Source organism: Paenibacillus tundrae, assembly GCF_036884255.1.
In the GTDB taxonomy this organism is placed as follows: domain Bacteria; phylum Bacillota; class Bacilli; order Paenibacillales; family Paenibacillaceae; genus Paenibacillus.
The window spans coordinates 6,264,004-6,285,804 of record NZ_CP145605.1; the positions used below are offsets into that span (position 1 = coordinate 6,264,004).

Consider the following 21,801-nt stretch of genomic DNA (forward strand, 5'->3'; position numbering starts at 1 on the left):
CAAAAAGCCGCAAATTCGTCTACAGGCATGCTCGCCCGCATCGAATCTGCAGCTTTCTGGCTATATTCGTGCTGTTATCCCTTAATAATTCCATAGGAATTATGGTGAATTATTGAACCTCTTGTGCAAGCTTCTGTACAATTAAGGCCCAGCCTTGCTCCATACGCTCACGTACGATGGCATGCGCTTGTCCGAATTCGGTCAATTGATCCGCATCCCAACCACTATGAATTAACGTAAATTGAGTTCCTTCAGGCTGCTCTTCTAGTTCAAATGTAAGCGTCCAGTCCTTTCCCCAACGAAAAGAAAGCTTATGCTCTGGCTTAACTTCAATCACCTTGCATGGGGATTGCCCAAAAGGTCCAGCCTCCAGTATGAATTCATGCCCCTCGGTTGCTTCCAGGTCACTAGGCATGAACCAACGTCCCATACCTTGTGCTGTGGATACGATCTCCCACACCTTGCTTACCGGCGCATGAAGCAGTACCTGCTGCCGAATATCCGGCAATGCACTTGCTGATCCCATTGCTGTCTCCTCCTTAGTAATCTCAGTACCCGCGAGAGTATTGCTCCGCAATTCCAGCCTTGTCCTTCGTAATGCCAAGTGCCAATGCTGCATGGTTTGCCCAATACGGGTCACGTAGCATACCTCTGCCTATAGCGACCAAGTCTGCATCTCCGTTACCGATAACTGCTTCGGCTAATGCATACTCATCAAGCAACCCTACCGCAATGACAGGAACGTTCAATTCCTCACGGAAACGGCGTGCAAAAGGAACCTGATAGCCAGGATAATTACCTGGTTTTCTCTGCCCTGTAGGCCCTTCACCACCTGAGCTGATGTGGAACATATCTACACCCGCCTCCTGATAGGCGCGAGACATCTCAAGGGTATGGTCTATATCATATCCACCATCAGCATATTCTACTGCCGAAATCCGCAGAATAAGCGGCATATCCGATGGCATTTCCTTTTTCACTGCACGAATCACTTCAACGCCAAACTGGGATAAGTTCTGGCCATATTTATCTTCCCGATGGTTCATCAGCTTGGAATGGAATTGATGCATCAGATATCCGTGTGCCCCATGAAGTTCAATCGCATCAACACCTGCTTGAACCGCACGGCGAACACCGTCTGCGTATTTCTGTACCATCTCTTCAACTTCTTCTGTCGTTAACGCTCTTGGCGTCTTGAAGTTCTCCCCAGGGAACGTTACAACAGAAGGTGCAACAGGCTGCTCCGCATCCTGTGCTTTTCGTCCTGCGTGAGCGATCTGGATCGCTACTTTGGAACCGTGGGCATGTATGCTATCAATCAGCTTGCGAAAAGCTGGAATGTGATCGTCTGACCATATACCGAGGTCATTATCGGTAATGCGTCCATCTGGGTCAACATCTGTCATCTCAATGACGATCAGACCCGTGCCTCCAACAGCGCGACTCACATAGTGCACCTGGTGCCATTCATTAGGGATACCATCCTTAGCATCTACGGAATACTGGCACATTGGCGCCATAACAATACGATTATTTAACTGTAATCCCTTGAACTGATAGGGAGAAAATAAAGTCTCTGACATATGGGCTACATCTCCTATTCAAATCTTCTAATATATATTGAGCCTGTTAGCTTGCGTCATTTCTATTATGAACTTTACCTACCGGAATACAAGTACGTACATTTCTGTGCCCTAGTACCCTTTTTTATACCTAACTTCTTCAAACAGATGCCAATCAGCGTATACTCTGCCAAACGTGATATTATACCAGTAGAGATTAAATCTAAAGGAGCGATTAATGGTGAAAGACATTCTAATCCAAAGATTAACCACTTATGTGCAGATGGATACACAATCTGATGAAAACAATGAAACATGCCCTTCCACTCCAGGTCAATTGGCGCTAGGCGAATTACTTGTTAAAGAGTGTCAGTCCATTGGGCTGCAGGACGTTACCATGGACGAGAACGGGTATGTGATGGCAACGCTCCCTTCCAATACAGACAAAGACGTTCCTGTGATTGGTTTCCTCGCACATCTGGATACGGCTACCGATTTTACGGGCAAAAATGTTAAACCACAGGTCATCTCCAATTATGACGGACAAGATATTACATTGAATAAAGAGCTGGATGTTGTTCTGTCCACGACTGACTTCCCAGAACTGCGTGAATACAAAGGGCACACCTTAATTACAACCGATGGCACGACACTTCTCGGTGCAGACAACAAGGCGGGCATTGCTGAGATTATGACGGCGATGGCCTACCTGATTGAGCATCCCGAGTTGAAGCATGGGAAAATCCGGGTCGCATTTACCCCTGATGAAGAAATCGGTCGTGGCCCACATAAGTTTGACGTGGCAGCATTCGGAGCAAAATACGCTTATACAGTGGATGGCGGCCCACTCGGAGAGCTGGAATATGAGAGCTTCAATGCCGCAGCAGCTAAGATTACAGTGCGGGGTACCAATGTGCATCCTGGTACAGCGAAAGGCAAAATGGTCAATTCCGCTAAGATTGCGATGGAGCTGAATCGTCGTCTGCCAGTAGAAGAAGCACCCGAGTTCACCGAAGGTTATGAAGGCTTCTACCACCTCATATCCATCGAAGGCGACGTAGAACTGACCAAAATGAGCTATATTATCCGTGACTTTGATCGCGAGAAGTTCGAGGAACGTAAAACTTACCTTCTGAATGTAACGAATGAACTCAAGGCCAAATATGGCGAGAAGAGCATTGCCATTGAGATCAACGATCAGTATTACAACATGCGCGAGAAAATTGAACCTGTGCGCCAGATTGTAGATATTGCACATGAAGCCATGACGCGCCTTGATATCGAGCCAATCATTCGTCCAATCCGGGGCGGAACAGATGGCTCCCAGCTCTCCTACATGGGTATGCCTACCCCTAATATTTTCACAGGCGGCGAGAACTATCATGGTAAATTCGAGTATGTATCGGTTGATAACATGGTAAAAGCCACTCAGGTTATTGTGGAGATCGCTCAATTGTTCGAGGATCGAGGAGAGATTTAACAGTTCAGAGATCGAACGAATAGGAATCACTTATAATGAATTAGCACCCTCATTGCATCTGGCAAGAAGGGTGCTTTTTTCTGTCACTCATACATATTTCCACCTGCAATTTCGCGCAGCTCTTCTAGATTGTTAATAACAATCTTGCGCTGCTCTTTGCGGATAATATTTCGCTCGCTCAGGTCAAGAATCACACGGTTCAGATGTCTGTAACTCGTGCCTAACATGTCCGCAAGCTCGGTCAGCTTGGAGGTCTGAATCTCTTCAGTCACCTCGTTCTCCTGCTCCATGATAGACAGCATATAACTCGCGAACCGGCTTTCGACCGGATACAACAGATTTAGGCTCGATAGGTTAGAGAACGTGTACAGCTTATGTGTCACCTGTTCAAGCATGAAATGGAGGAATTTTGCATTCTCAGCATAGGTGTTTTGCAGGTAACGATAGCTAACAGCGAGCAGCAAACTTTTGTTAACCGATTCGACTGTATTTTTCGCTTCTTTGCCGTTCACCAGTTCCAGATCGCATACAAGTGCAAGTGGGGTGCTGAAGCGAAGCAACAGAGATTTACCATTGGGTAGCGTGGTATAAATTTTGAGTTTACCCTGAACTAGAAAATATAGGCGCTCGGGTCGTTCTCCTTTGGCACAGATGATTTCCCCTTTAGAAGCCTCAAGCAGTCTGAGCTCAGCGAATGCAGATTGATCCAACACCTGGTCTAATCCATGGTCACGTGCAAGCTGACGCATCCGCTCAAAATCCATAATTTCTCTCATCCAGCCAAACCTCCTTCTCACCCTAATAACGTACAGAAACGGACATATGTCCCAAAATTGATATGCATATTTACAAATATCTTGATATAAAAACAGTTACAACTAGCACTTATATCCAGTAAATCATTTTTAATGGAAGACAATTTAGAAATAAGACTGAAAACTGTCATTATTTTATCTCAAAAAGCGTTCAGGATTACGTTCTTATATCCGATGAAAGATACAGTGTTGCGCGCGTCCGATTATATCAAATTAAATTTTAAATATGGAAAGGGTGGCTTTAAACCATGAATGTGATCGATGCTCTTACGAAAGCTATGCCTTATATTAGTCTGATTCTTAGAGAACCTGCTAGCTTGACCCTCTATGATCATGAAAAAGTCGTGGAAGTGTTTACGACGGAAAATTTTGTTGACCTTGGTTTCCGCAGAGGGATGGATCTGTTAGATGATTACAGAAACTTTGCCGTACTGAAAAATGGGCGTGAAGCTACGATCTCGAACCTGCCTATAGAAATTTATGGCCGTGAACTAGATGTTCTGAACATCCCAATCTTTGATGATCATAACAGCGTTGTGGCGGTTTTCTGCGTATCCTATGATCAGACGAACCAGAATCAGCTTGAGGATATTATACAGGAAAATCAAAATATCAATACAAATCTGGTGGATATGGTTCAGCACGTTGCGGCTCATGCTGAGGAATTGCAAGCAACCAGTGAACAAATCCTTGAGAATGCACGCCTTGCTGTGCAGAACTCCTCCCAGATTAACAAAGTCGCTGGATTCATTCGTGAGATTTCCGAACAAACGAATCTACTCGGACTTAACGCTGCGATTGAAGCAGCACGCGTGGGTGAAGCAGGCGCAGGATTCGGCGTTGTCGCTTCTGAAGTGCGTAAGCTGTCCGTGGATGCCAAACAGGCAACGACAGATATTGATGCCAGCCTGAAGGATGTTCAGCAGGTAATCAAACAGATGGAGGTTGAGGTTTCCCAGATTGCTGCTTCTTCCCAAGAACAAGCTAACCTGGTTCAATCCTTCACCGATGTCATTGAGAAGCTGAACCAGACTGGCGAACAGATGAAAACTTTGTCCGAGCAACTGATCAGCTACTCGATCTCCAAATAAACGAAAATGCACTTCCCAGGCAGAGTCATCTCTACCCCATAATAGGGAATGTGACAAACAGGGCTTCTTCATCCCTTTACGGGATTGTAGAAGCCCTGTTTATTTTAATTTATTTCCATTAGCGTGCATGGTCTAGTATCCACACAAATCACTTCGAAGCTACATTTTACGCTTTACTCTGGTTAGTCACTACTTCCGCCTCAGATTCCCAGCATTCTACTTCACCCGGGATCTGAATTCGATCACGTGTAAAGACCGGGTTATGTCCTTCAGCTTTTTGCTTCTTATAATCTTTCAGAGCGGCAAACGTAACTTTGGACAACATTAGAATTGCAATCAGGTTCACGACAACCATAAGTCCCATGAACAAGTCTGCCAGATCCCAAACCAGCTGTACTTTAGCTACTGCTCCGAACAGAACCATAGCAATAACGCTCACACGATACAGCCATAGCCATCCCTTATTGGATTTGATAAATTCAATATTCGTTTCGCCGTAATAATAGTTTCCGATAAGTGTACTGAAGGCGAATAGGAATATCATAATAGCGAGAAAACCAGAAGCCCATGATCCAATATGCACACTCAGTGCAGCCTGGGTCAATTCAATACCGCCTAAGTCAGAGCCTTGATACACACCTGATAACAAAATAATCATCGCAGTACTTGTACAGATGATCAGTGTGTCTGTCAGCACGCCAAAAGCTTGAATAAGTCCTTGCTTCACAGGGTGAGACGTATCTGCTGTGGCTGCGGCATTCGGCGCACTACCCATCCCTGCCTCATTGGAGAACAAACCACGTTTAACCCCGTTCATCAATGCCGCTCCTAGCGTACCGCCAGCTACCTGTTCAATGCCGAAGGCATTTTTGACAATGAGGACAATCATGGCAGGAAGCTGTGTGATGTTCGACAGCACAACAAACGCCGCTACACCAATATACAAGACAGCCAAAACAACAACGATGTACTCCGATGCCTTGGCTATCCGCTTCACACCGCCCATGATGATGGCTGCAAATATCACAGCCATAACAATTCCAACAGTCAACCGATCCATGCCAAATGAATTTTGGAATGCAACTGTAATCGTGTTTGACTGCACAGCGTTAAAGACAAGCCCGAAGGACAATGTAATGAGAATCGCAAAAAGAACACCCATCCAGCGCTTACCAAGCCCCCGCTCCATATAATAGGCAGGGCCGCCGCGAAATCCACCCTTGTCTTTGATTTTGTAGATCTGAGCAAGCGTACTCTCCACGAAGCTGGAGGCCGAACCAATAATGGCGATGATCCACATCCAGAATACGGCTCCAGGGCCACCAAGCGCTATAGCGATAGCTATACCTGTGATGTTTCCTGTGCCTACACGTGCGGCCATACTAATACAAAAAGCCTGGAACGGCGAGATTTTACCCGGTTCCTTGCTTCGAGGCTCAGCGAGCACCTTCACCATATCACCGATCATACGGAACTGCATGAACTTGGTTTTGGTTGTGAAATACACACCACATACGACCAACAATATAATTAATAACTTAGACCATAGAAAATCGTTGAAAATGACAACGATATCTTGTATTGTTTGCTCCATCGGCAGCGCCCCTTTTTTATTATCGTTTCGTTATATCGCTCTCAAACTGTACGACTGAACACTTCATTTCAAGCTAGATTCATGGTTCCATATGACTTGCCCGGAATGGGCTGCTTGAATCTGGATACACTTGTCGTTAAGTGCATATGGTTTGTACCATTACACATAAGCATGGTTATACTCTTATAGATGTTACCTATACTACAATCTCAACTACGGAAATCGACAAATACCTACATTGAAACATTTAATTTTTTTATAAAAAATTGAGTTTCGGCTCAAACGTTGTTACGTTACCTAACATCATCATTCAAAAAAAGAACCGTATCTGATACACTAAGCTATCTTCAATAAGGGTAGATAACGCTCAACATGGCCTGGTAACATGATGTAATGGGATTCCATGGTCTTCACATTGGGATAGGGAACGAAGTATGATAGGAATAATGATGTTCAACCAAAGGACAAGGATGACGGGATACCGTCTTCATCTATATGATGTGCCAATTACATCCCTTATAAGTGCATGTTCAAAAAGGTCGGTTTTCAGTACCGAGAAAATGGGATGAAGATAGAAATGGAGTAGCGGAGCGTAGGCAAAACTACGTGAGCAACGGACATTTCGGCTGAATCCCATATTCGATGCTGAGATGCCTTCAGGCATCCTTCGTAATCAAAAGCGGACTTTTTGAACAACCTCTAGAAGAGGGGAGGAGACTGAGAATGCGTTATTTTATTGTGGATGATGATGCGGGAGTTCGCTCTATGCTAATTGATATTATTGAAGATGAGGGGCTTGGGGAAATTGCTGGAGAAGCCGAGGACGGAATTCATATTCATGCTGATCTGTTAGAGATGCATAAGGTAGACGTCCTGCTCATTGATCTACTCATGCCGCAACGAGACGGGATACAAACCGTGCGCGCATTAGAAGGACGATTCGATGGAAAGGTCGTCATGATCTCCCAGATTGAGTCCAAAAACATGATAGGGGAAGCCTATTCTCTTGGGGTGGAATACTATGTTACGAAGCCAATTAATCGATTGGAGATTATGTCTGTTCTGCGTTTAGTCGAGGAGCGTCTGCGCATGCAACAATCGATTCAGGATATTCAGCGTACACTTCAAGGCTTGTCCCGACTGCAAACCTCAGAACGCACAGCTTCACACGCCCCTGACAAAACCATTGCAACGGCAGGACACTTCCTCCTATCCGAGATGGGGATGATTGGTGAAGCGGGCAGCAGAGACCTTCTAGATATGCTTGAATATCTGGAACAACTCGAGCCGGAAGACCAGAAGTTATCCACGTATACGCTGCCGTCGCTCAAAGATATTTTTCACAACGTGGCCCTCCGTAAGCTAGGAGCTGATGCCTCAGCCGCTGAAATAACTAAGGAAGTCAAAGCGTCGGAGCAACGCGTTCGTCGAGCAATTTTCCAAACGTTAAGCCATGTCGTTTCATTAGGACTGACGGATTACACCCATCCTAAGTTTGAGAACTACGCATCCAAATTTTTTGACTTTACGGAGATCCGCAAGAAAATGCTTGAGCTACAAAACAATGTGGAACCCTCCTTGTCCCAGACGCGCATTAACACGAAGAAATTCGTCCAAGTTCTCTATCTGGAAGCCAAGCGCTTGCTACATTAGGAAGTCCAGTGCACAATAATATACGGACATGACCGAACTGGAATGATACAGCCCTTTGTTCTTACGCTGTATGTTCCAGTTTTTTTCATGCCCGCATAGGGATAATCGATTTATAGAGGTTATTCAAAAAGTCCGCTTTTGATTACGAAGGATACCTGCCAGCATCTCGGCATCGAATATAGGATGCAACGATGTTGATCTATATGTAAAAAGGTTGAATATGTTCATTGATATCGCTTGGAATTATATCATTCTCGCCCTTGTCTGACTCCGATTTAATCGATTGTATTCATTGATTAATTCATCCAAAGCCATGGACTGCCGAATGACGTCGGGATGCCCTAGCCCGCCCCCATGATGTTCGACCAACATGTGAAGGCTACGTCTGGCTTTCTCGATCCGATTAATTAAATCCAAACTCATAACCATTTGCCTAAGACCTCCTTATTTCTGTGTTATATTCTAGATTTTTCTGTCAATCTATAGTTGGTTTAACATATGGCATAAGAGCCATGGGTGTTTTGTATCTTACTCCAATTTTTGATAGTTGGAATTACCGTTAGGTTAATATTTACCCCAAACCCTTAATTTAACGCCTTTATTCCCTTCCCTACGTTACCTACCTACTCCTTCAACTGCTCTACTAACAAATGTGTCATTATTGTGTACCCCTTTAAGAAAGGCACCCCACCCGCATACAAGTTCACCCACTGGGTTAATTCCTAGTAAACAGAGGTGCGCTATACATATTTAGAGCTTATTAAACCCATTTCGTTACCTCAATTCAGCGTGACTAACCCCATTTTTTGTATACATGTGGCTAACATTTGTCTAATAACTGTCCACAACGGCCATCATAAGGTAATAAAATCCCTTTCCATAACCGATTCATTCGGGTACAATAGGGCGATGTGTGTGTCCGGACCCGGCGGATACGAACGATATAGTTTAGAGGACGGCTTATACAAGCCCATGATCCTGATATGATATTATTGGAGGCTTATCAACACCATGCAAACTGATTCACGGACACAAGTTAAAATCATAAACGCCGATCCCAGCGCAATGGGGTTATTTGGGTTGGCTATCGTTACACTTGTCGCTTCTTCCCAAAAGCTCGGCATCACCGAAGGACTTAGCTACGCTATTCCTTGGGCGATCTTTCTGGGTGCATTCGCTCAGTTGTTCGCCTGCATTCAAGACTCCAAACGCAACAATACCTTCGGTACTACTGCCTTTGGCGCATATGCCTTCTTCTGGTTTGCAATGGGAGCAAACTGGATGATCAAAATGGGTGTATTCGGCTCAACACTAGCGGAACAGACTGATGGTAAACAGCTCGGATTTGCTTTTGCCGGATATCTCGTGTTCACCCTCTTCATGACCCTGGGTGCCGTGGAAGCCAACAAAGTGCTGCTTATTATCTTTATTCTGATTGACTTCTTGTTCCTTGGTCTGACCTTTGATGCTTTCGGCATAGCTCCGCACATCTTCCATACCATCGCAGCTTATGCAGAACTTGCGATCGGAATCGTGTCATTGTATGGCACAGGTGCTTCTGTACTGAACGCTCACTTCGGACGGGAGTTCTTGCCAATCGGAGGCCCATCGGGCATTTTCAAACCTAAGGCTTAACATACCAGCAAGCCATACATGCAAGCTATCCGCATCCACGAAGAAGAAGCCCCCAAGCAATGTGCTTGAAGGCCTCTAACTTGAGAGTATCAGGTTCGTAGTGGTGCACAATAAATACACTAACCGCCCGCGCGCCGGTCCGCGCCTGGCGGTTTTTTTTGATTCACACTCTAGGTCGTGTCTGAAAACTCGCTACATTTGTATATCAAAACAACCGAAACCTATACTAGAAGTGCGACTTCTAAAAAAGTACGACCACTTCAAGAGAGAAAACAAATAGAGATACGTATTAGTGGAGGAGTACAACGCAAGCTTGCAGATAAGCAACGCCCATACTGTAAGGAGGAAACAACATGAGAGAGATCCCTAAACCTACAGAGCTAGATCAAGTGGAGAAAAAGTACGTGCGTGAGACACGTTGTTACAAGACAGCAAGGGTATTTCCGACCGACTGTAACAATCATAATACGTTATTTGGCGGCAAGCTGATGTCCTACATTGATGATATCGCATCCATTGCAGCTTCCAAACTGTGCAGAGTCAATACCGTGACCGCTTCCACCGATTCTGTCGACTTCTTGTATCCCATCAACCCAACGGATTCCGTGACACTGGAATCCTTCGCTTCTTGGACAGGACGCAGTTCCATGGAGATTTTTGTGAAGGTGATCCGCGAAGATCTGAAGACAGGTGAGAAAAAAATTGCTGCGACTGCTTTCTTGACCTTTGTAGCCCTGGACGAAAATAACCGTAAACTCATCGTTCCACGCCTGATCCCGGAGACGGAAGAAGAAATGAAACTCTATGAGACCGCTCCAGCTCGGGCGGCCATGCGGAAGCAGCGGCGGGAAGAGAGCAAGAAATTTGCTGACTTCCTGACCGTTAATTATCCTTGGGACTGATTTGAATCAGAGATTATCCGGATGATGCCGGGTAGGCAGATACCGTTCTACTATCCGGCAGCTCTCCACCCATCGAGACGCACCATTCTTGATATAAGCGATATGCCGCTCCGCTTTCCAGCACACTCTGGCACGTGTAGATACCTTCCTCGACAGACCCAACACGCTCAGCAGCATACAGACGGAATCCAGCATTTAACAGAACCTGGTTCACAAAGGCTGTATGCCCTGAACCACTTAACACCGCTTCTGCTACTTCCAACTGCTTCGCAGCCGTCCAGACCAAATCAGGCACAGGAATATCCAGTTCATATGCAGCAGGATCGATCAGCTCAAGCTTCATCTCCCCAGCTTCCACCGCGTATACCCGCGTAGGTCGGTCAATGTACAGATCCTCAGAGCCTTCCATGCCCTGCACAACATATGCTCGGCGGTAATTAAATTTGGTGAGCAGCTTCGCAATCCGATCTAGAAATGTATTATGGAACACACCAAAAATAAGATAAGGCGAGTGATTAAAATCAATTAACTTCTCTGCTGTGTTGAACACCGTGCGGAAGCCAAGCTCCTCCCGAAGCGGCCGAAGCTGCTTCAACGGAATGCACCAGTCTTCGGAGGAAACAAACATTACATTGGTACGTGAGGCTGCTCGCTTGGCATCTTCCCGATCCATTGTAGACGTATGAATTCCCGCTTCTCTTAGCAGCACCGGTAACGTTACTCCCCACTTAGGAGGCAAAGGCTCGCTCCCATGCAATGTTACTGGGACACCCGTAGCAGCTAATACAAAGGCAACCGGAAACGTCGCCATAAACGACTTCGTTCGCCCATCGTAAGGCCCTGCACAATCGAGTCCATTATGAAAAAAAGACATTCTGTCCGCAGTGTTGCGGCATGCATGAATGAAGGCTTCGAGTTCTTCAACATTCTCCATCTTCATTCGTTCAGCCATCAGAAAGGCTCCCGCCTGGGCTGGTGATACCTCCTGCTTCAGAATCTTCTCTGCAACAGCCAATGCCTCGGCATAGTTTAAATCACGTGAACCTCGTTTGCCCCGTCCCACTTCCCTGAGAATCTCAGACATATTCATAACGATCCCTCCTTCCAATTAAGACTGAAGTAACTGATGTGCCTTCACAATAGCTGTGGCGACATCGACCATCCGCTTGCGTTCATCCATAGCCTTCTTCCGTAACAGATCATAAGCCTCCGATTCGGAGATCTGCTTCAGATCACAGAGGATAGCCTTAGCCATATCGATCCACTTCCGATCCTCTAATCTGGATTGCAGCTGCTTACGTTCTTGCTCCCATTGTTTCCGTTCCATATAACGCCTGGCTGCAAAATGCAGCGTCCAATGAATCTCCGATCCAGCCATAGATGGAGTAAGTATTCCGTCAAAAGAAGTTTCTACCTCGCATGATTCTACCGAAGATGCTGCCGTATCTGGTGCACACCACCAGAGCAATGGCGCATCCGACCTTCCCTTTCCCAGGCAGTGAACCCAGTGCTCTACGTCGGCCAGAGATAGATGAAGAATGGAAGCTTCAGCTTTGCTGATCAACTTCAGCGCCTCGGTTTCGCTATCCGTCACCTGCACATGATATCCGTTCGCTGTAAGTAACTGCTCCGGTGTAAGAGGGATTGTTGCATCGGACGAGGCAGCTATCGTTGGTTGTACACGGATGACCAATAAAGATCGCATGATGGATCAATCCCTCCTATTACATCTATAACAAATCCATTAGAATCAAATGCCTGCATGATTGCTTCTTCGGATTCGTGTTACATTACCTCACAATTTGGTCGAATTACCGATCTTATTTAGACGATACTTCTCTTCGTTCATTTCAACTTCCATTACACACATGTAAACATAATTAACTTTAAATTTCAAACACTTTTTTATGTTAACTATCTTGACATGAGAAGAAGGATCTTTTATAGTTATGCCATAACAACTCCATATTTGAATCGATCACAGTTACAACGGCGTAGCTGGTTGAAACGGCAATGAAGCCTGTTTTGCAATCTCGGAGCAAGGGATGCGTGTGTACTTACGCAATCCACCGAGGCATGACAGGCTTTTTATATTTTTCTGGACATGATTGTTGTGAGCATTTTGCAGAATGGATCTAAGGGGGCTAATCATAATGAGTTCAACAAAAAAACTGGTGTTGGTCGGAAATGGTATGGCAGGTTTACGCACAATCGAACATATTCTTAAACTTGCTCCGCATGCATATGAAATTACGATCTTTGGCGCAGAGCCGCATCCGAACTACAATCGGATCATGCTATCCTCTGTGCTGGCAGGTGGAACGAGCATCGAAGATATCGTCATTAATGACTGGAACTGGTACGAGGAGAATAACATTCGTGTGTACCCTGGTGATCCGGTCGTTCAGATTGATGCTGAGCGCAAAGAGGTCGTATCGGAGTCCGGTGTTCGCGCCTCGTATGATGAGCTTATTATGGCAACTGGCTCTTCGGCATTCATCCTCCCCCTCCCCGGGGCTAATAAAGAAGGCGTCATTGGTTTCCGTGACATAAAGGATTGCGAAACCATGATGGCTGCATCACAGAAATATCGCAAAGCTGCCGTCATCGGAGGCGGATTGCTCGGCTTAGAGGCAGCTCGTGGTCTACTTAACCTTGGTATGGATGTCACTGTTATTCACATCAATGGTCACTTGATGGATCGCAACCTCGATCTACCTGCAGGCTTGATGCTTCAACGGGAGTTAGAGGAACAGGGTATGAAGTTCCTTTTGAACAAACACACCGAAGAAATCACAGGTAAGAACCGAGTGAAATCCCTGCGGTTCACGGATCAAACCGTACTAGAGACTGATCTGGTTGTTATGGCTGTCGGCATTCGTCCTCAGATCGAATTAGCTCGTCAAGCCGGGCTGGACGTTAATCGCGGTGTAATCGTAGACGACTATATGAATACCAACATTCCAGGAATCTCTGCTGTAGGTGAATGTGCAGAGCACCGCGGGATCGCTTACGGCTTGGTAGCTCCATTATATGAACAAGGCATGGTGTTAGCTAAACGCCTGGCAGGTGCGGCAACCGAAGGCTATGAAGGCTCCGTTACCTCAACGAAGCTGAAGGTGTCCGGCGTGGATGTATTCTCCGCAGGACAATTCAAGGACTCCCCTGATACACGCAGCATTCGCATTCAAGATGATGTGGATGGTGTCTACAAAAAGATGGTCATCCGCGACGGGAAACTCATTGGTGCGGTGCTGTTCGGGGATACCTCCGATGGAGCCTCACTCTTCTCCCTCATTAAAAGCGGCGAGAACATTAGCGGCCGTGAAAAAGAGATTTTGCTCGGAGTACCCTCTGGCGGCTCAGGCGCTGGCCCATCTGTAGCTGAACGCATGGCAAGCATGCCTGATGACGAGATCGTCTGTGGCTGTAACGGTGTTACCAAAGCTACCATCGGAGACGCTGTTTTGAACAAAGGCTGCAATACCCTCGGTGCAATTAAATCCTGTACAAAAGCTTCCGCTTCTTGCGGTGGATGTAAACCCATCATTGAATCTCTGCTCACGCATTATGCAGGTGATAATGTAGGCGAACAGGTCAAAGAAGGCATCTGTGGCTGTACGTCCTATGATCGGGATGAACTGGTTGCACAGATCAAGGAAATGGGACTGAAAAGTGTTAAGGAAGTCATGAACGTCCTTGGTTGGAACGAACCTGAAGGCTGCTCCAAATGTCGTCCTTCCCTCAACTATTACCTCGGTATGATCTGGCATACAGAGTATGAAGACGAGCGCGTATCCAAATTCACCAACGAGCGTTATCATGCCAATATTCAGAAGGATGGTACGTATTCCGTGATCCCACGGATCTATGGCGGAGTAACTTCTCCGGCAGAGCTGATCAAAATTGCTACGATAGCAGAGAAATACGATGTACCGATGGTGAAATTCACAGGTGGACAACGACTCGATCTCCTTGGTGTACAGAAGGAAAATCTGCCGAAGATCTGGGAAGAGCTTGATATGCCGTCCGGATTCGGTTATGGCAAGGCACTCCGTACCGTCAAAACCTGCGTAGGTAATACCTTCTGCCGCTTCGGCACCCAAGACTCCATCGAAATGGGAATTCGACTCGAGAAAAAACTCGACAAGATGGTCGCTCCAGCCAAAGTAAAACTTGCTGTATCTGGATGCCCACGGAACTGTGCAGAAGCAACCATTAAGGATCTCGGTGTTGTCGCTATCGATGGTGCATGGGAACTGCATGTTGGCGGTAATGGCGGCGTCAAAGTCCGCGCGGCTGAACTTCTCTGCACAGTGAAAACCGATGCTGAAGTCGAAGAGTGGACCTACGCTTACCTGCAATATTATAGAGAGAATGCACGTTGGAACGAGAGAACGGCGGCTTGGATTGAACGCGTAGGTCTGGATCATGTGAAGACAGCGCTGGAGGATCGTGACGTACGTCTGGCACTGGTTGAGCGGCTTGAAGCAACGCTGGGTCGCACCGTTGATCCTTGGAAAGAAATCATTGAGGATGAGAACTTACGTAAAAACTTCACACCCCTGGCGAGCGCTCAAAATGCAGCCCACTAGAATAGGAGGAACAGCGATGAATAGATTGCACATTGGACACCTTGCAGATATTGAAGAAAAGGGTGCACGTACGTTTATGGTGGAGGATACGGAGATCGCGGTCTTCAAGCTCAGCGACGGTAGCCTGCATGCGGTAGAAAATCGCTGCCCTCATAAGGGCGGCAAGTTGTCCGAAGGCATGGTATGTGGGACGTCTGTTCATTGTCCGCTCCATGACTGGAAGATTGATCTTCGTAACGGCAAAGTACATGAACCGGATGACGGTTGTCTCAATACGTATAAAACGGAGATTGACGGAGCTAGTGGTGAAATTTATATAACTATCGCAGGTTAGATCGTCACGATTTGCGGTGGCCTGACAGCAAGGAGGAGTGCACTATGGATTTTGTTAAACCCGCAGAAGTACTGCAATCAATGGTGGAAGCAGGTGAGAATAAAGCCAGGATGAATCGGATTCAGATGCTGATTCGCGGTTTTCTGGCAGGCGCTATCCTCGCCTTTGCAACAACACTTGCTTATACCGCTGTATCTCAAACTTCCGTTGGTTTGGCAGGTGCACTGATTTTCCCAGCGGGATTCGTCATCATCATTCTTCTGGGACTGGAACTTGTGACAGGCAACTTCGCCATGATTCCTTTAGCACTACTGAAACGACGACTTACATGGATGAGCATGATGCGCAATTATTGCTGGGTTATTGCCGGTCATCTCTTAGGATGTTTGTTCTACGCTGGTCTATACGGACTCACGCTTACCAAAATGGGCACAGATCTGAGCAGCCCACTCATTCAAACGTTGATTCAGACGAGTGAAACCAAAACATTGGGGTATCAGCATTTAGGTGCAGCAGGTATCGGTCTCGTTGTGATCAAAGCGATATTATGTAACTGGATGGTAACCCTCGGTGCAGTGATGGCTATGACCTCTACGTCCACCATTGGTAAAATCGTTGCGATGTGGCTGCCCATCACGATATTTTTCGCGCAAGGATTCGAGCATGCCGTTGTGAATATGTTCGTCATTCCGGCAGGTATGATGCTAGGTGCCAATGTGAGCATCGCAGATTGGTGGTTATGGAATCAGATTCCCGTGTTAGTCGGAAACCTTATTGGCGGAGCCATTTTCACAGGCTTAGGTCTGTATGCAGCACATACGTGGGGGACTTCCTCCCACTCTTCTTCCAAGCTGGCAACAATTCAGGGCGGGCGTTCAGGCTTAACAGGTACGGATTCAGCACAGAAGGTGGGGACAAGGTCATGAGTACATCATTCGTCAGTATTATCGGTGCCGGTCCTGGTGACCCTGAACTGATCACGGTAAAAGCCTTGAAACGAATTCAAACGGCAGATGTTATTCTCTATGATCGTCTCGTCAATGATCAACTACTTGCCGAGGCTCGTGAAGATGCACTGCGCATCTATTGTGGCAAAGCTCCTGGGCTACACTCGATGAGCCAAGAGATGATTGGACGGATGCTCATCACCCATGCGACGGAAGGAAAACGAGTTGTTCGTCTCAAAGGCGGGGATCCGTTCATCTTCGGACGCGGCGGTGAAGAAGCACTTGTGCTAGCACAGGCCGGTATTGCCTTTGAGGTCATTCCAGGCATCACCTCTGCTGTCGGTACATCCGCATCCACCTTGATTCCGCTGACCCACCGCGGACTAGCTTCATCCTTCGCTTGTGTCACCGGAACCGGAAGTGATGGTAACGTATCATCGGTTCGCTGGGATCTGTTGGCTCATAGCGTGGATACTCTGGTCATTTACATGGGAATTAGCCAGTTATCTGATATCCAACGGGAGCTATTGCGTCATGGCAAACACAGCTCTACACCAGCGGCGCTTGTAGAACGGGGGACTACCTCGCAGGAAAGAATCATTACGGGCACACTCGCTGAATTGCAATTGCTCGCAGTATCTGAAAGTGTGAATAATCCGGCTTTAATTATCATTGGAGAGGCTGTACGTGTGCGCGAACAATTGGTACAACTGCAACGCGCAGCTGACGCTTCTATGACTGGATAGCCATCCTCCCTTTCTCATCTCAATCTAACAGCATACGTTCGTGAATCGTCCGACCCTTCTGCCCTGGTTCAATCAGCAGACGGGTCGGTTTGATGTTGATCAACGCCGTTAACTGTTCACCCATATGATGTGCAGAATATTTAAACCCGATCTCCGCCCAGTGCATAATGACGCCAACTGTTGCCGATACAAGGTAACTCAGCATAATGTCGTAATTAATGACGTGCTCGCTATCCTCGGTGACAAGAACAAAATCCTGTGTTAAGTAGGTACGAAACATATTACATAGCCTGGAACTCATATCACTGTGCATTGTGATTAAAGCACGAAAGATGTCCTGATGTGCTTCTATATAATTAAAAACTGGCATTGTAGATGGCAGCAATGCGGTCATATCCACTTCTTTTAAATGCGCATATGGTTCTGCATACGCTTGTCCCACACCCTGCATGAAATCTTCCAAAATAAATTCAAGTAGCTCCGGCTTGCCCGGAAAATGCAAATAGAACGTACCTCGGTTGTAGTCCGCTCGCTCCGTAATGTCCCGAATCGTTACAGCGTCCGCTCCCTTTTCCAATATTAAAGAAACCGCCGCAGCGATGATAGCATCCTGCGTTCTTCGTGCTCTGCGATCCTGAGGATGTTCAATAATCAACATTCCCGCCTCCTTTGTCCATTATTGTAACCTAAATGAACACCGCTTACATCTGTGTTCGATAGCTGACATTTGCGTTGTCAATGACGATTGTCACATTCTTATGTATATCTTAACATTAAGACAGGAAGTATAGACGACAGGATGAATCATTTTTTATAGAAATGATCGCCTGAACAACATTTCACCGAAGGAGAGGATTAGATCATGAGTACATCCTACACACATACAGCCGTAATTACTGGTGCAGCCGGAGGAATTGGTAAAGAATTAGCACGCCGCCTTGCTGAGCGCAAAATCAATCTGGTGCTGGTCGATTTGAATCAAGAAGCGATTGAGCAGACCATTGCAGACCTTAATCTAGATCAAGAGCATGTCATTGCGGTAAAAGCCAACGTATCTCAAGAAGAAGACGTTAAAAATTATGTGCAAAAAGCACTTGATGCCTTTGGAAGAATCGATTACTTCGCGAATAACGCAGGTATTGAAGGGCCAACTGGCTCCATTGATGAACTGAGTGTTGAAGCACTCGACCTCGTATACAATGTCAACGTACGTGGTGTATTCCTAGGTTTGCAAAATGTCATTCCTGTGATGAAAAAACAAAAATCCGGAGCGATTCTGAACACATCCTCCCTTGCAGGCTTAATGGGAGCTCCAGGGATGTCTCCATATATTATGTCTAAACATGCTGTAGTCGGTCTTACCCGTACAGCTGCGAATGAACTGGCATCCTCCAATATCCGAGTTAATGCCGTATTGCCAGGCACAATCAACACGCGTATGATGCGTCAGATTGAAGCAAACTCTGGTAATGTGGATGACTATCAATCAGCAACAGTTTCTACCATTCCAATGGGTCGCTATGGCGAAGCAGCCGAAGTTGCTGCCGTAATGAACTTCCTCTTGTCCGAAGAAGCTTCTTATGTAACAGGCTCCCTCTACACTGTGGACGGCGGCATGGTTGGTCAATAAACCATATACAGCATTATCAATGAAATAGATAGATAAGTTGAAAGACCTGCTTCGAGATATGCTTATTGCATTCTCGTTGCAGGTCTTTCAACTGTTACCATACTTCCACAACTTAATCAATGTACCCTGCGTGGCCCTTGTCCATCAGGTAATCCATTTCAGCATCCAGGATGTTCTCCACGGTCAGCTCGTCCAGCTTCACGTCTTTGCGGCTCACAATGTAATCGGCCAGATCATCGCCATCGATATCTACATCACCTTTGGCATTCTCATGTGCCCTATTGATGTAAGCTTGCTCATGCTTCAGAACAAGCGCAATGTTCGCTTGACTCGCTTTTGTTTTATCTGCAATATATTGCATCATTTCTTGTTCATTAATTGCATTCGTCTCGGTCAATTCAGTCAGCTCCTTGGTTCATACATGCTGTTGCTATTGTAGCATAGGTTAACCCGTTACTGGCACATCTTATGCTTGGTGGTAATCTCTTTTTCAAGACATCCCTCGGCTCCGATGTATACTAAGCCCACTTCATCTCATAACCTGAAAAAAATATGCCTACTCGCCACTACGGTGACAGAACAACCTTCCGATCACTGTTACCCAATTACCTAGGTTAATCGCACGTAGAACGTTGCGCCTTCTCCAACCACGCTTCGGGCATATATCTGACCTTTATGTTGATCCACAATAGAACGTGCAATCGCAAGTCCAAGACCATGTCCACCATGTTGACGAGCACGCGAGGAATCCGTTCGATAGAAACGATCGAAGATTCGATCCAGATGCTCAGGGGCAATCCCCTCACCAGTGTTAGACACCGCAAGCACTACTTCGTTATTCTGCTTCTTCAACGTGACATTCACTGCACCCTTGGATTTAGCGTATTTCACGGCATTGTCGAGTAGGATCAGAATGACCTGCTTAATCTGTTCATTGTTGCCATGAACCATAAGCTCAGGCTCTATACTGTAGTCAAGGGAAATGCTTTTCTCAAATATCATCGCTTCCATCGTCAAAATGATCGTCTCAACGGCATCGCTCATATTAAACTTGGCATGAATCATCGTAGATCGGGAATCATCAATCTCGGTCAGATAGAGCAGACTACTCGTCAGTTTGGACATCCGCTCTGTCTCGGACTTAATGTAATGAAGCCATTTGGCTTGATGTTCGATGGTATCATCGCTATTGGCGAGTAACACATCGGCATTGGTATTGATGATCGCAAGTGGTGTTTTCAGTTCGTGAGATGCATCGGCAATGAATTGCTTCTGCTTCTCGAATGCTTCACGAACAGGCTTAATGGAACGATTCGCGAAGTAGCGGCTCAGGAAATAAATGACGATCAGCATCGCGAGCCCTACAACCGCAAACGTATAGATCAAGTTCGTAAGAATGCCCTGTTGTGCCGTTACATCAATGAACACGACCATATACCCATCACTGCTCGGATTAATTACATAAGCCCACTCGGTGCTATCCAGTGCAAATTGTCCGGTCTGACGATTCCCCCCGCTCAGCTTATCCTGATCGACCTTTCCCAGAGCCTCTTCATAAAAGGTAGCATCCATATCGAAGCGAGAATGTGTATTGGTAATCTTCCAATCATTATCTGTCTGGATCATAAACGATACGGAACGTGCAGGCGGAGAGTTAGGATCTTCGCCTAGCCCTCCTCCATTCTCCCCGAGTCCATCCGCTGGCGGTGATCCTATGCCTGACGCATTTGACGCACCCGATGTACCCGACGTACCTGAACCTGCTACACCAGAGAACCCTTCTTCGCCACGCGGCATTTTGGAAGAATTATAAGGACCGTGATAGAAATCAGATACCTTGTACAGCTCCATATTGGTCTCGCGCTGCACATTCTGATAGGTAATTGTATAGATCATTGCGAAGGCGACCAGCATCATAATTGAGATGGACACTAGGTTCACGATGAGGAATCGATTTCTGAGTTTCTTGAACATCAGGTCGTCACCTCAAGTACATAACCCACACCCCGAATGGTATTAATGCGAACCGCAGAATTCAGGAAGGTTAATTTTTTGCGCAAAAACGAGATGTACACCTCCACATTGTTATACTCCACTTCCGAATCAAAACCCCACAACTTCTCAATAATCTGCTCTTTGGAGGTAATCGCCGATTTGCGCGTAATCAGTAGCTCTAGCAGTTCGTTTTCCTTCAGATTAAGCTTCATCTCTTTGCCCTGCACCGAGAGCTTCAGTTGCACGGTATTCAGCTCAATATCTCCGAATTTGAGAGCATCCTCAGGAACAACCTCACCTTTACGTCGCAGTGCTGCCCGAATGCGGGCTAGAAGCTCTTCTGTAGCGAACGGCTTCGCAATATAATCATCCGCTCCATAATCAAGCCCAGTGACTTTATCATCAATCTCTCCCTTAGCAGTCAGCAAAATCACCGGTGTGTGGTTACCTTCCCTGCGCAATGTCTTCAGTACCGTAATTCCATCCATCTCCGGCATCATGATGTCGAGCAGCAATAGATCGTAAATGCCGCTGAGTGCATAATCAAGTCCCGATCTTCCGTCATGTACCATATCTACGGAGTAATTATTCTTCTTCAATATCTGTGATACGGCTTCTGCCAAATGAATCTCATCTTCCGCAATTAGTATTCTCATCTGTATTCATCCCTCTATATGGATTGGTTGTGAACATGTTCATCTATTATACCAATGATTATATCTGCGGAACCTTGAATCAATCTTAATTTATGTTTTGGCTCAACAGTATTATAGGAAGGCGAAAAAATGTTAACGCAATGTAAAATCATTTAAGATTCATTCA

General features: G+C 46.2%; 21 protein-coding genes. 10 read left to right on the forward strand and 11 right to left on the reverse strand.

Going from position 1 to position 21,801, the window contains the following annotated elements; genetic code table 11:
- Positions 1 to 109: 109 nt before the first annotated feature.
- Both V6W81_RS27970 and V6W81_RS27975 read right to left on the reverse strand, forming a co-directional pair.
- Entirely contained in the window at positions 110 to 526 is a 417-nt protein-coding gene (locus tag V6W81_RS27970; RefSeq protein ID WP_145044784.1) for an SRPBCC family protein, read from the reverse strand.
- A gap of 22 nt (positions 527 to 548) precedes the next feature.
- Positions 549 to 1,583 (reverse strand): NADH:flavin oxidoreductase/NADH oxidase, encoded by a 1,035-nt coding sequence (locus V6W81_RS27975; protein ID WP_145044786.1) that lies wholly within the window; start codon positions 1,581 to 1,583, stop codon positions 549 to 551.
- Positions 1,584 to 1,803: 220 nt separating this feature from the next.
- Here V6W81_RS27975 and pepT point away from each other — a divergent pair, with 220 nt between their 5' ends.
- Positions 1,804 to 3,042, forward strand: a complete 1,239-nt coding sequence (gene pepT, locus V6W81_RS27980) for a peptidase T (RefSeq protein WP_338544074.1) — start codon at positions 1,804 to 1,806, stop codon at positions 3,040 to 3,042.
- A gap of 83 nt (positions 3,043 to 3,125) precedes the next feature.
- Here the strand turns inward: pepT and V6W81_RS27985 are convergent, their stop codons facing one another.
- Positions 3,126 to 3,818, reverse strand: a complete 693-nt coding sequence (locus V6W81_RS27985; RefSeq protein WP_338541053.1) for a Crp/Fnr family transcriptional regulator — start codon at positions 3,816 to 3,818, stop codon at positions 3,126 to 3,128.
- Between the two features lie 287 nt (positions 3,819 to 4,105).
- On the opposite strand from V6W81_RS27985, the gene V6W81_RS27990 reads away from it, so the two are divergent.
- Positions 4,106 to 4,948, forward strand: coding sequence for a methyl-accepting chemotaxis protein (locus tag V6W81_RS27990; RefSeq protein WP_338541054.1), 843 nt, complete (start codon positions 4,106 to 4,108; stop codon positions 4,946 to 4,948).
- A 166-nt stretch (positions 4,949 to 5,114) separates the two neighbouring features.
- Here the strand turns inward: V6W81_RS27990 and V6W81_RS27995 are convergent, their stop codons facing one another.
- Positions 5,115 to 6,542, reverse strand: a complete 1,428-nt coding sequence (locus V6W81_RS27995; RefSeq protein ID WP_338541055.1) for an alanine/glycine:cation symporter family protein — start codon at positions 6,540 to 6,542, stop codon at positions 5,115 to 5,117.
- A gap of 723 nt (positions 6,543 to 7,265) precedes the next feature.
- Between V6W81_RS27995 and V6W81_RS28000 the strand changes: the two genes are divergently transcribed.
- Positions 7,266 to 8,195 (forward strand): response regulator, encoded by a 930-nt coding sequence (locus V6W81_RS28000; protein ID WP_145044794.1) that lies wholly within the window; start codon positions 7,266 to 7,268, stop codon positions 8,193 to 8,195.
- 243 nt (positions 8,196 to 8,438) lie between these two features.
- Here the strand turns inward: V6W81_RS28000 and V6W81_RS28005 are convergent, their stop codons facing one another.
- Complete coding sequence (locus V6W81_RS28005) at positions 8,439 to 8,624, reverse strand: aspartyl-phosphate phosphatase Spo0E family protein (RefSeq protein WP_056703391.1); 186 nt, start codon at positions 8,622 to 8,624, stop codon at positions 8,439 to 8,441.
- 582 nt (positions 8,625 to 9,206) lie between these two features.
- On the opposite strand from V6W81_RS28005, the gene V6W81_RS28010 reads away from it, so the two are divergent.
- Positions 9,207 to 9,830 carry an acetate uptake transporter gene (locus V6W81_RS28010; protein WP_338541056.1) on the forward strand — a complete coding sequence of 208 codons (624 nt, stop codon included), beginning with the start codon at positions 9,207 to 9,209 and terminating at the stop codon, positions 9,828 to 9,830.
- A 389-nt stretch (positions 9,831 to 10,219) separates the two neighbouring features.
- Positions 10,220 to 10,732, forward strand: a complete 513-nt coding sequence (locus tag V6W81_RS28015) for an acyl-CoA thioesterase (protein WP_145045202.1) — start codon at positions 10,220 to 10,222, stop codon at positions 10,730 to 10,732.
- A 13-nt stretch (positions 10,733 to 10,745) separates the two neighbouring features.
- Here V6W81_RS28015 and V6W81_RS28020 read toward each other — a convergent pair whose 3' ends face one another.
- The gene (locus V6W81_RS28020; protein WP_145044798.1) at positions 10,746 to 11,822 is read right to left on the reverse strand and encodes an anthranilate phosphoribosyltransferase; all 1,077 of its coding nucleotides are present in this window, start codon (positions 11,820 to 11,822) and stop codon (positions 10,746 to 10,748) included.
- Positions 11,823 to 11,840: 18 nt separating this feature from the next.
- Complete coding sequence (locus tag V6W81_RS28025) at positions 11,841 to 12,437, reverse strand: ANTAR domain-containing response regulator (protein WP_145044800.1); 597 nt, start codon at positions 12,435 to 12,437, stop codon at positions 11,841 to 11,843.
- Between the two features lie 448 nt (positions 12,438 to 12,885).
- Here V6W81_RS28025 and nirB point away from each other — a divergent pair, with 448 nt between their 5' ends.
- From nirB to cobA, 4 genes are read left to right on the forward strand one after another with little or no spacing between them, the layout of a single operon-like run.
- Complete coding sequence (gene nirB / locus V6W81_RS28030; RefSeq protein WP_338541057.1) at positions 12,886 to 15,327, forward strand: nitrite reductase large subunit NirB; 2,442 nt, start codon at positions 12,886 to 12,888, stop codon at positions 15,325 to 15,327.
- Between the two features lie 16 nt (positions 15,328 to 15,343).
- The gene (gene nirD, locus V6W81_RS28035) at positions 15,344 to 15,661 is read left to right on the forward strand and encodes a nitrite reductase small subunit NirD (protein WP_056703377.1); all 318 of its coding nucleotides are present in this window, start codon (positions 15,344 to 15,346) and stop codon (positions 15,659 to 15,661) included.
- Positions 15,662 to 15,705: 44 nt separating this feature from the next.
- Positions 15,706 to 16,587, forward strand: a complete 882-nt coding sequence (locus V6W81_RS28040; RefSeq protein ID WP_338541058.1) for a formate/nitrite transporter family protein — start codon at positions 15,706 to 15,708, stop codon at positions 16,585 to 16,587.
- Positions 16,584 to 17,354 carry a uroporphyrinogen-III C-methyltransferase gene (cobA, locus tag V6W81_RS28045; protein WP_145044808.1) on the forward strand — a complete coding sequence of 257 codons (771 nt, stop codon included), beginning with the start codon at positions 16,584 to 16,586 and terminating at the stop codon, positions 17,352 to 17,354. The genes V6W81_RS28040 and cobA overlap by 4 nt, the downstream gene beginning before the upstream one ends.
- Before the next feature lie 19 nt (positions 17,355 to 17,373).
- On the opposite strand, the gene V6W81_RS28050 is transcribed toward cobA, so the two are convergent.
- On the reverse strand, positions 17,374 to 18,012 hold the full coding sequence (locus V6W81_RS28050; RefSeq protein ID WP_338541059.1) for a TetR/AcrR family transcriptional regulator: 639 nt from the start codon (positions 18,010 to 18,012) through the stop codon (positions 17,374 to 17,376).
- Between the two features lie 204 nt (positions 18,013 to 18,216).
- On the opposite strand from V6W81_RS28050, the gene V6W81_RS28055 reads away from it, so the two are divergent.
- Complete coding sequence (locus V6W81_RS28055; RefSeq protein WP_056703368.1) at positions 18,217 to 18,984, forward strand: SDR family NAD(P)-dependent oxidoreductase; 768 nt, start codon at positions 18,217 to 18,219, stop codon at positions 18,982 to 18,984.
- 112 nt (positions 18,985 to 19,096) lie between these two features.
- Here the strand turns inward: V6W81_RS28055 and V6W81_RS28060 are convergent, their stop codons facing one another.
- The 3 genes from V6W81_RS28060 to V6W81_RS28070 form a co-directional block, all read right to left on the reverse strand.
- On the reverse strand, positions 19,097 to 19,348 hold the full coding sequence (locus tag V6W81_RS28060; RefSeq protein ID WP_338544075.1) for a hypothetical protein: 252 nt from the start codon (positions 19,346 to 19,348) through the stop codon (positions 19,097 to 19,099).
- A gap of 245 nt (positions 19,349 to 19,593) precedes the next feature.
- Entirely contained in the window at positions 19,594 to 20,958 is a 1,365-nt protein-coding gene (locus V6W81_RS28065) for a sensor histidine kinase (protein WP_338541060.1), read from the reverse strand.
- Positions 20,958 to 21,635, reverse strand: a complete 678-nt coding sequence (locus V6W81_RS28070) for a response regulator transcription factor (RefSeq protein WP_145044814.1) — start codon at positions 21,633 to 21,635, stop codon at positions 20,958 to 20,960. The genes V6W81_RS28065 and V6W81_RS28070 overlap by 1 nt, the downstream gene beginning before the upstream one ends.
- Between the last annotated feature and the right edge of the window lie 166 nt (positions 21,636 to 21,801).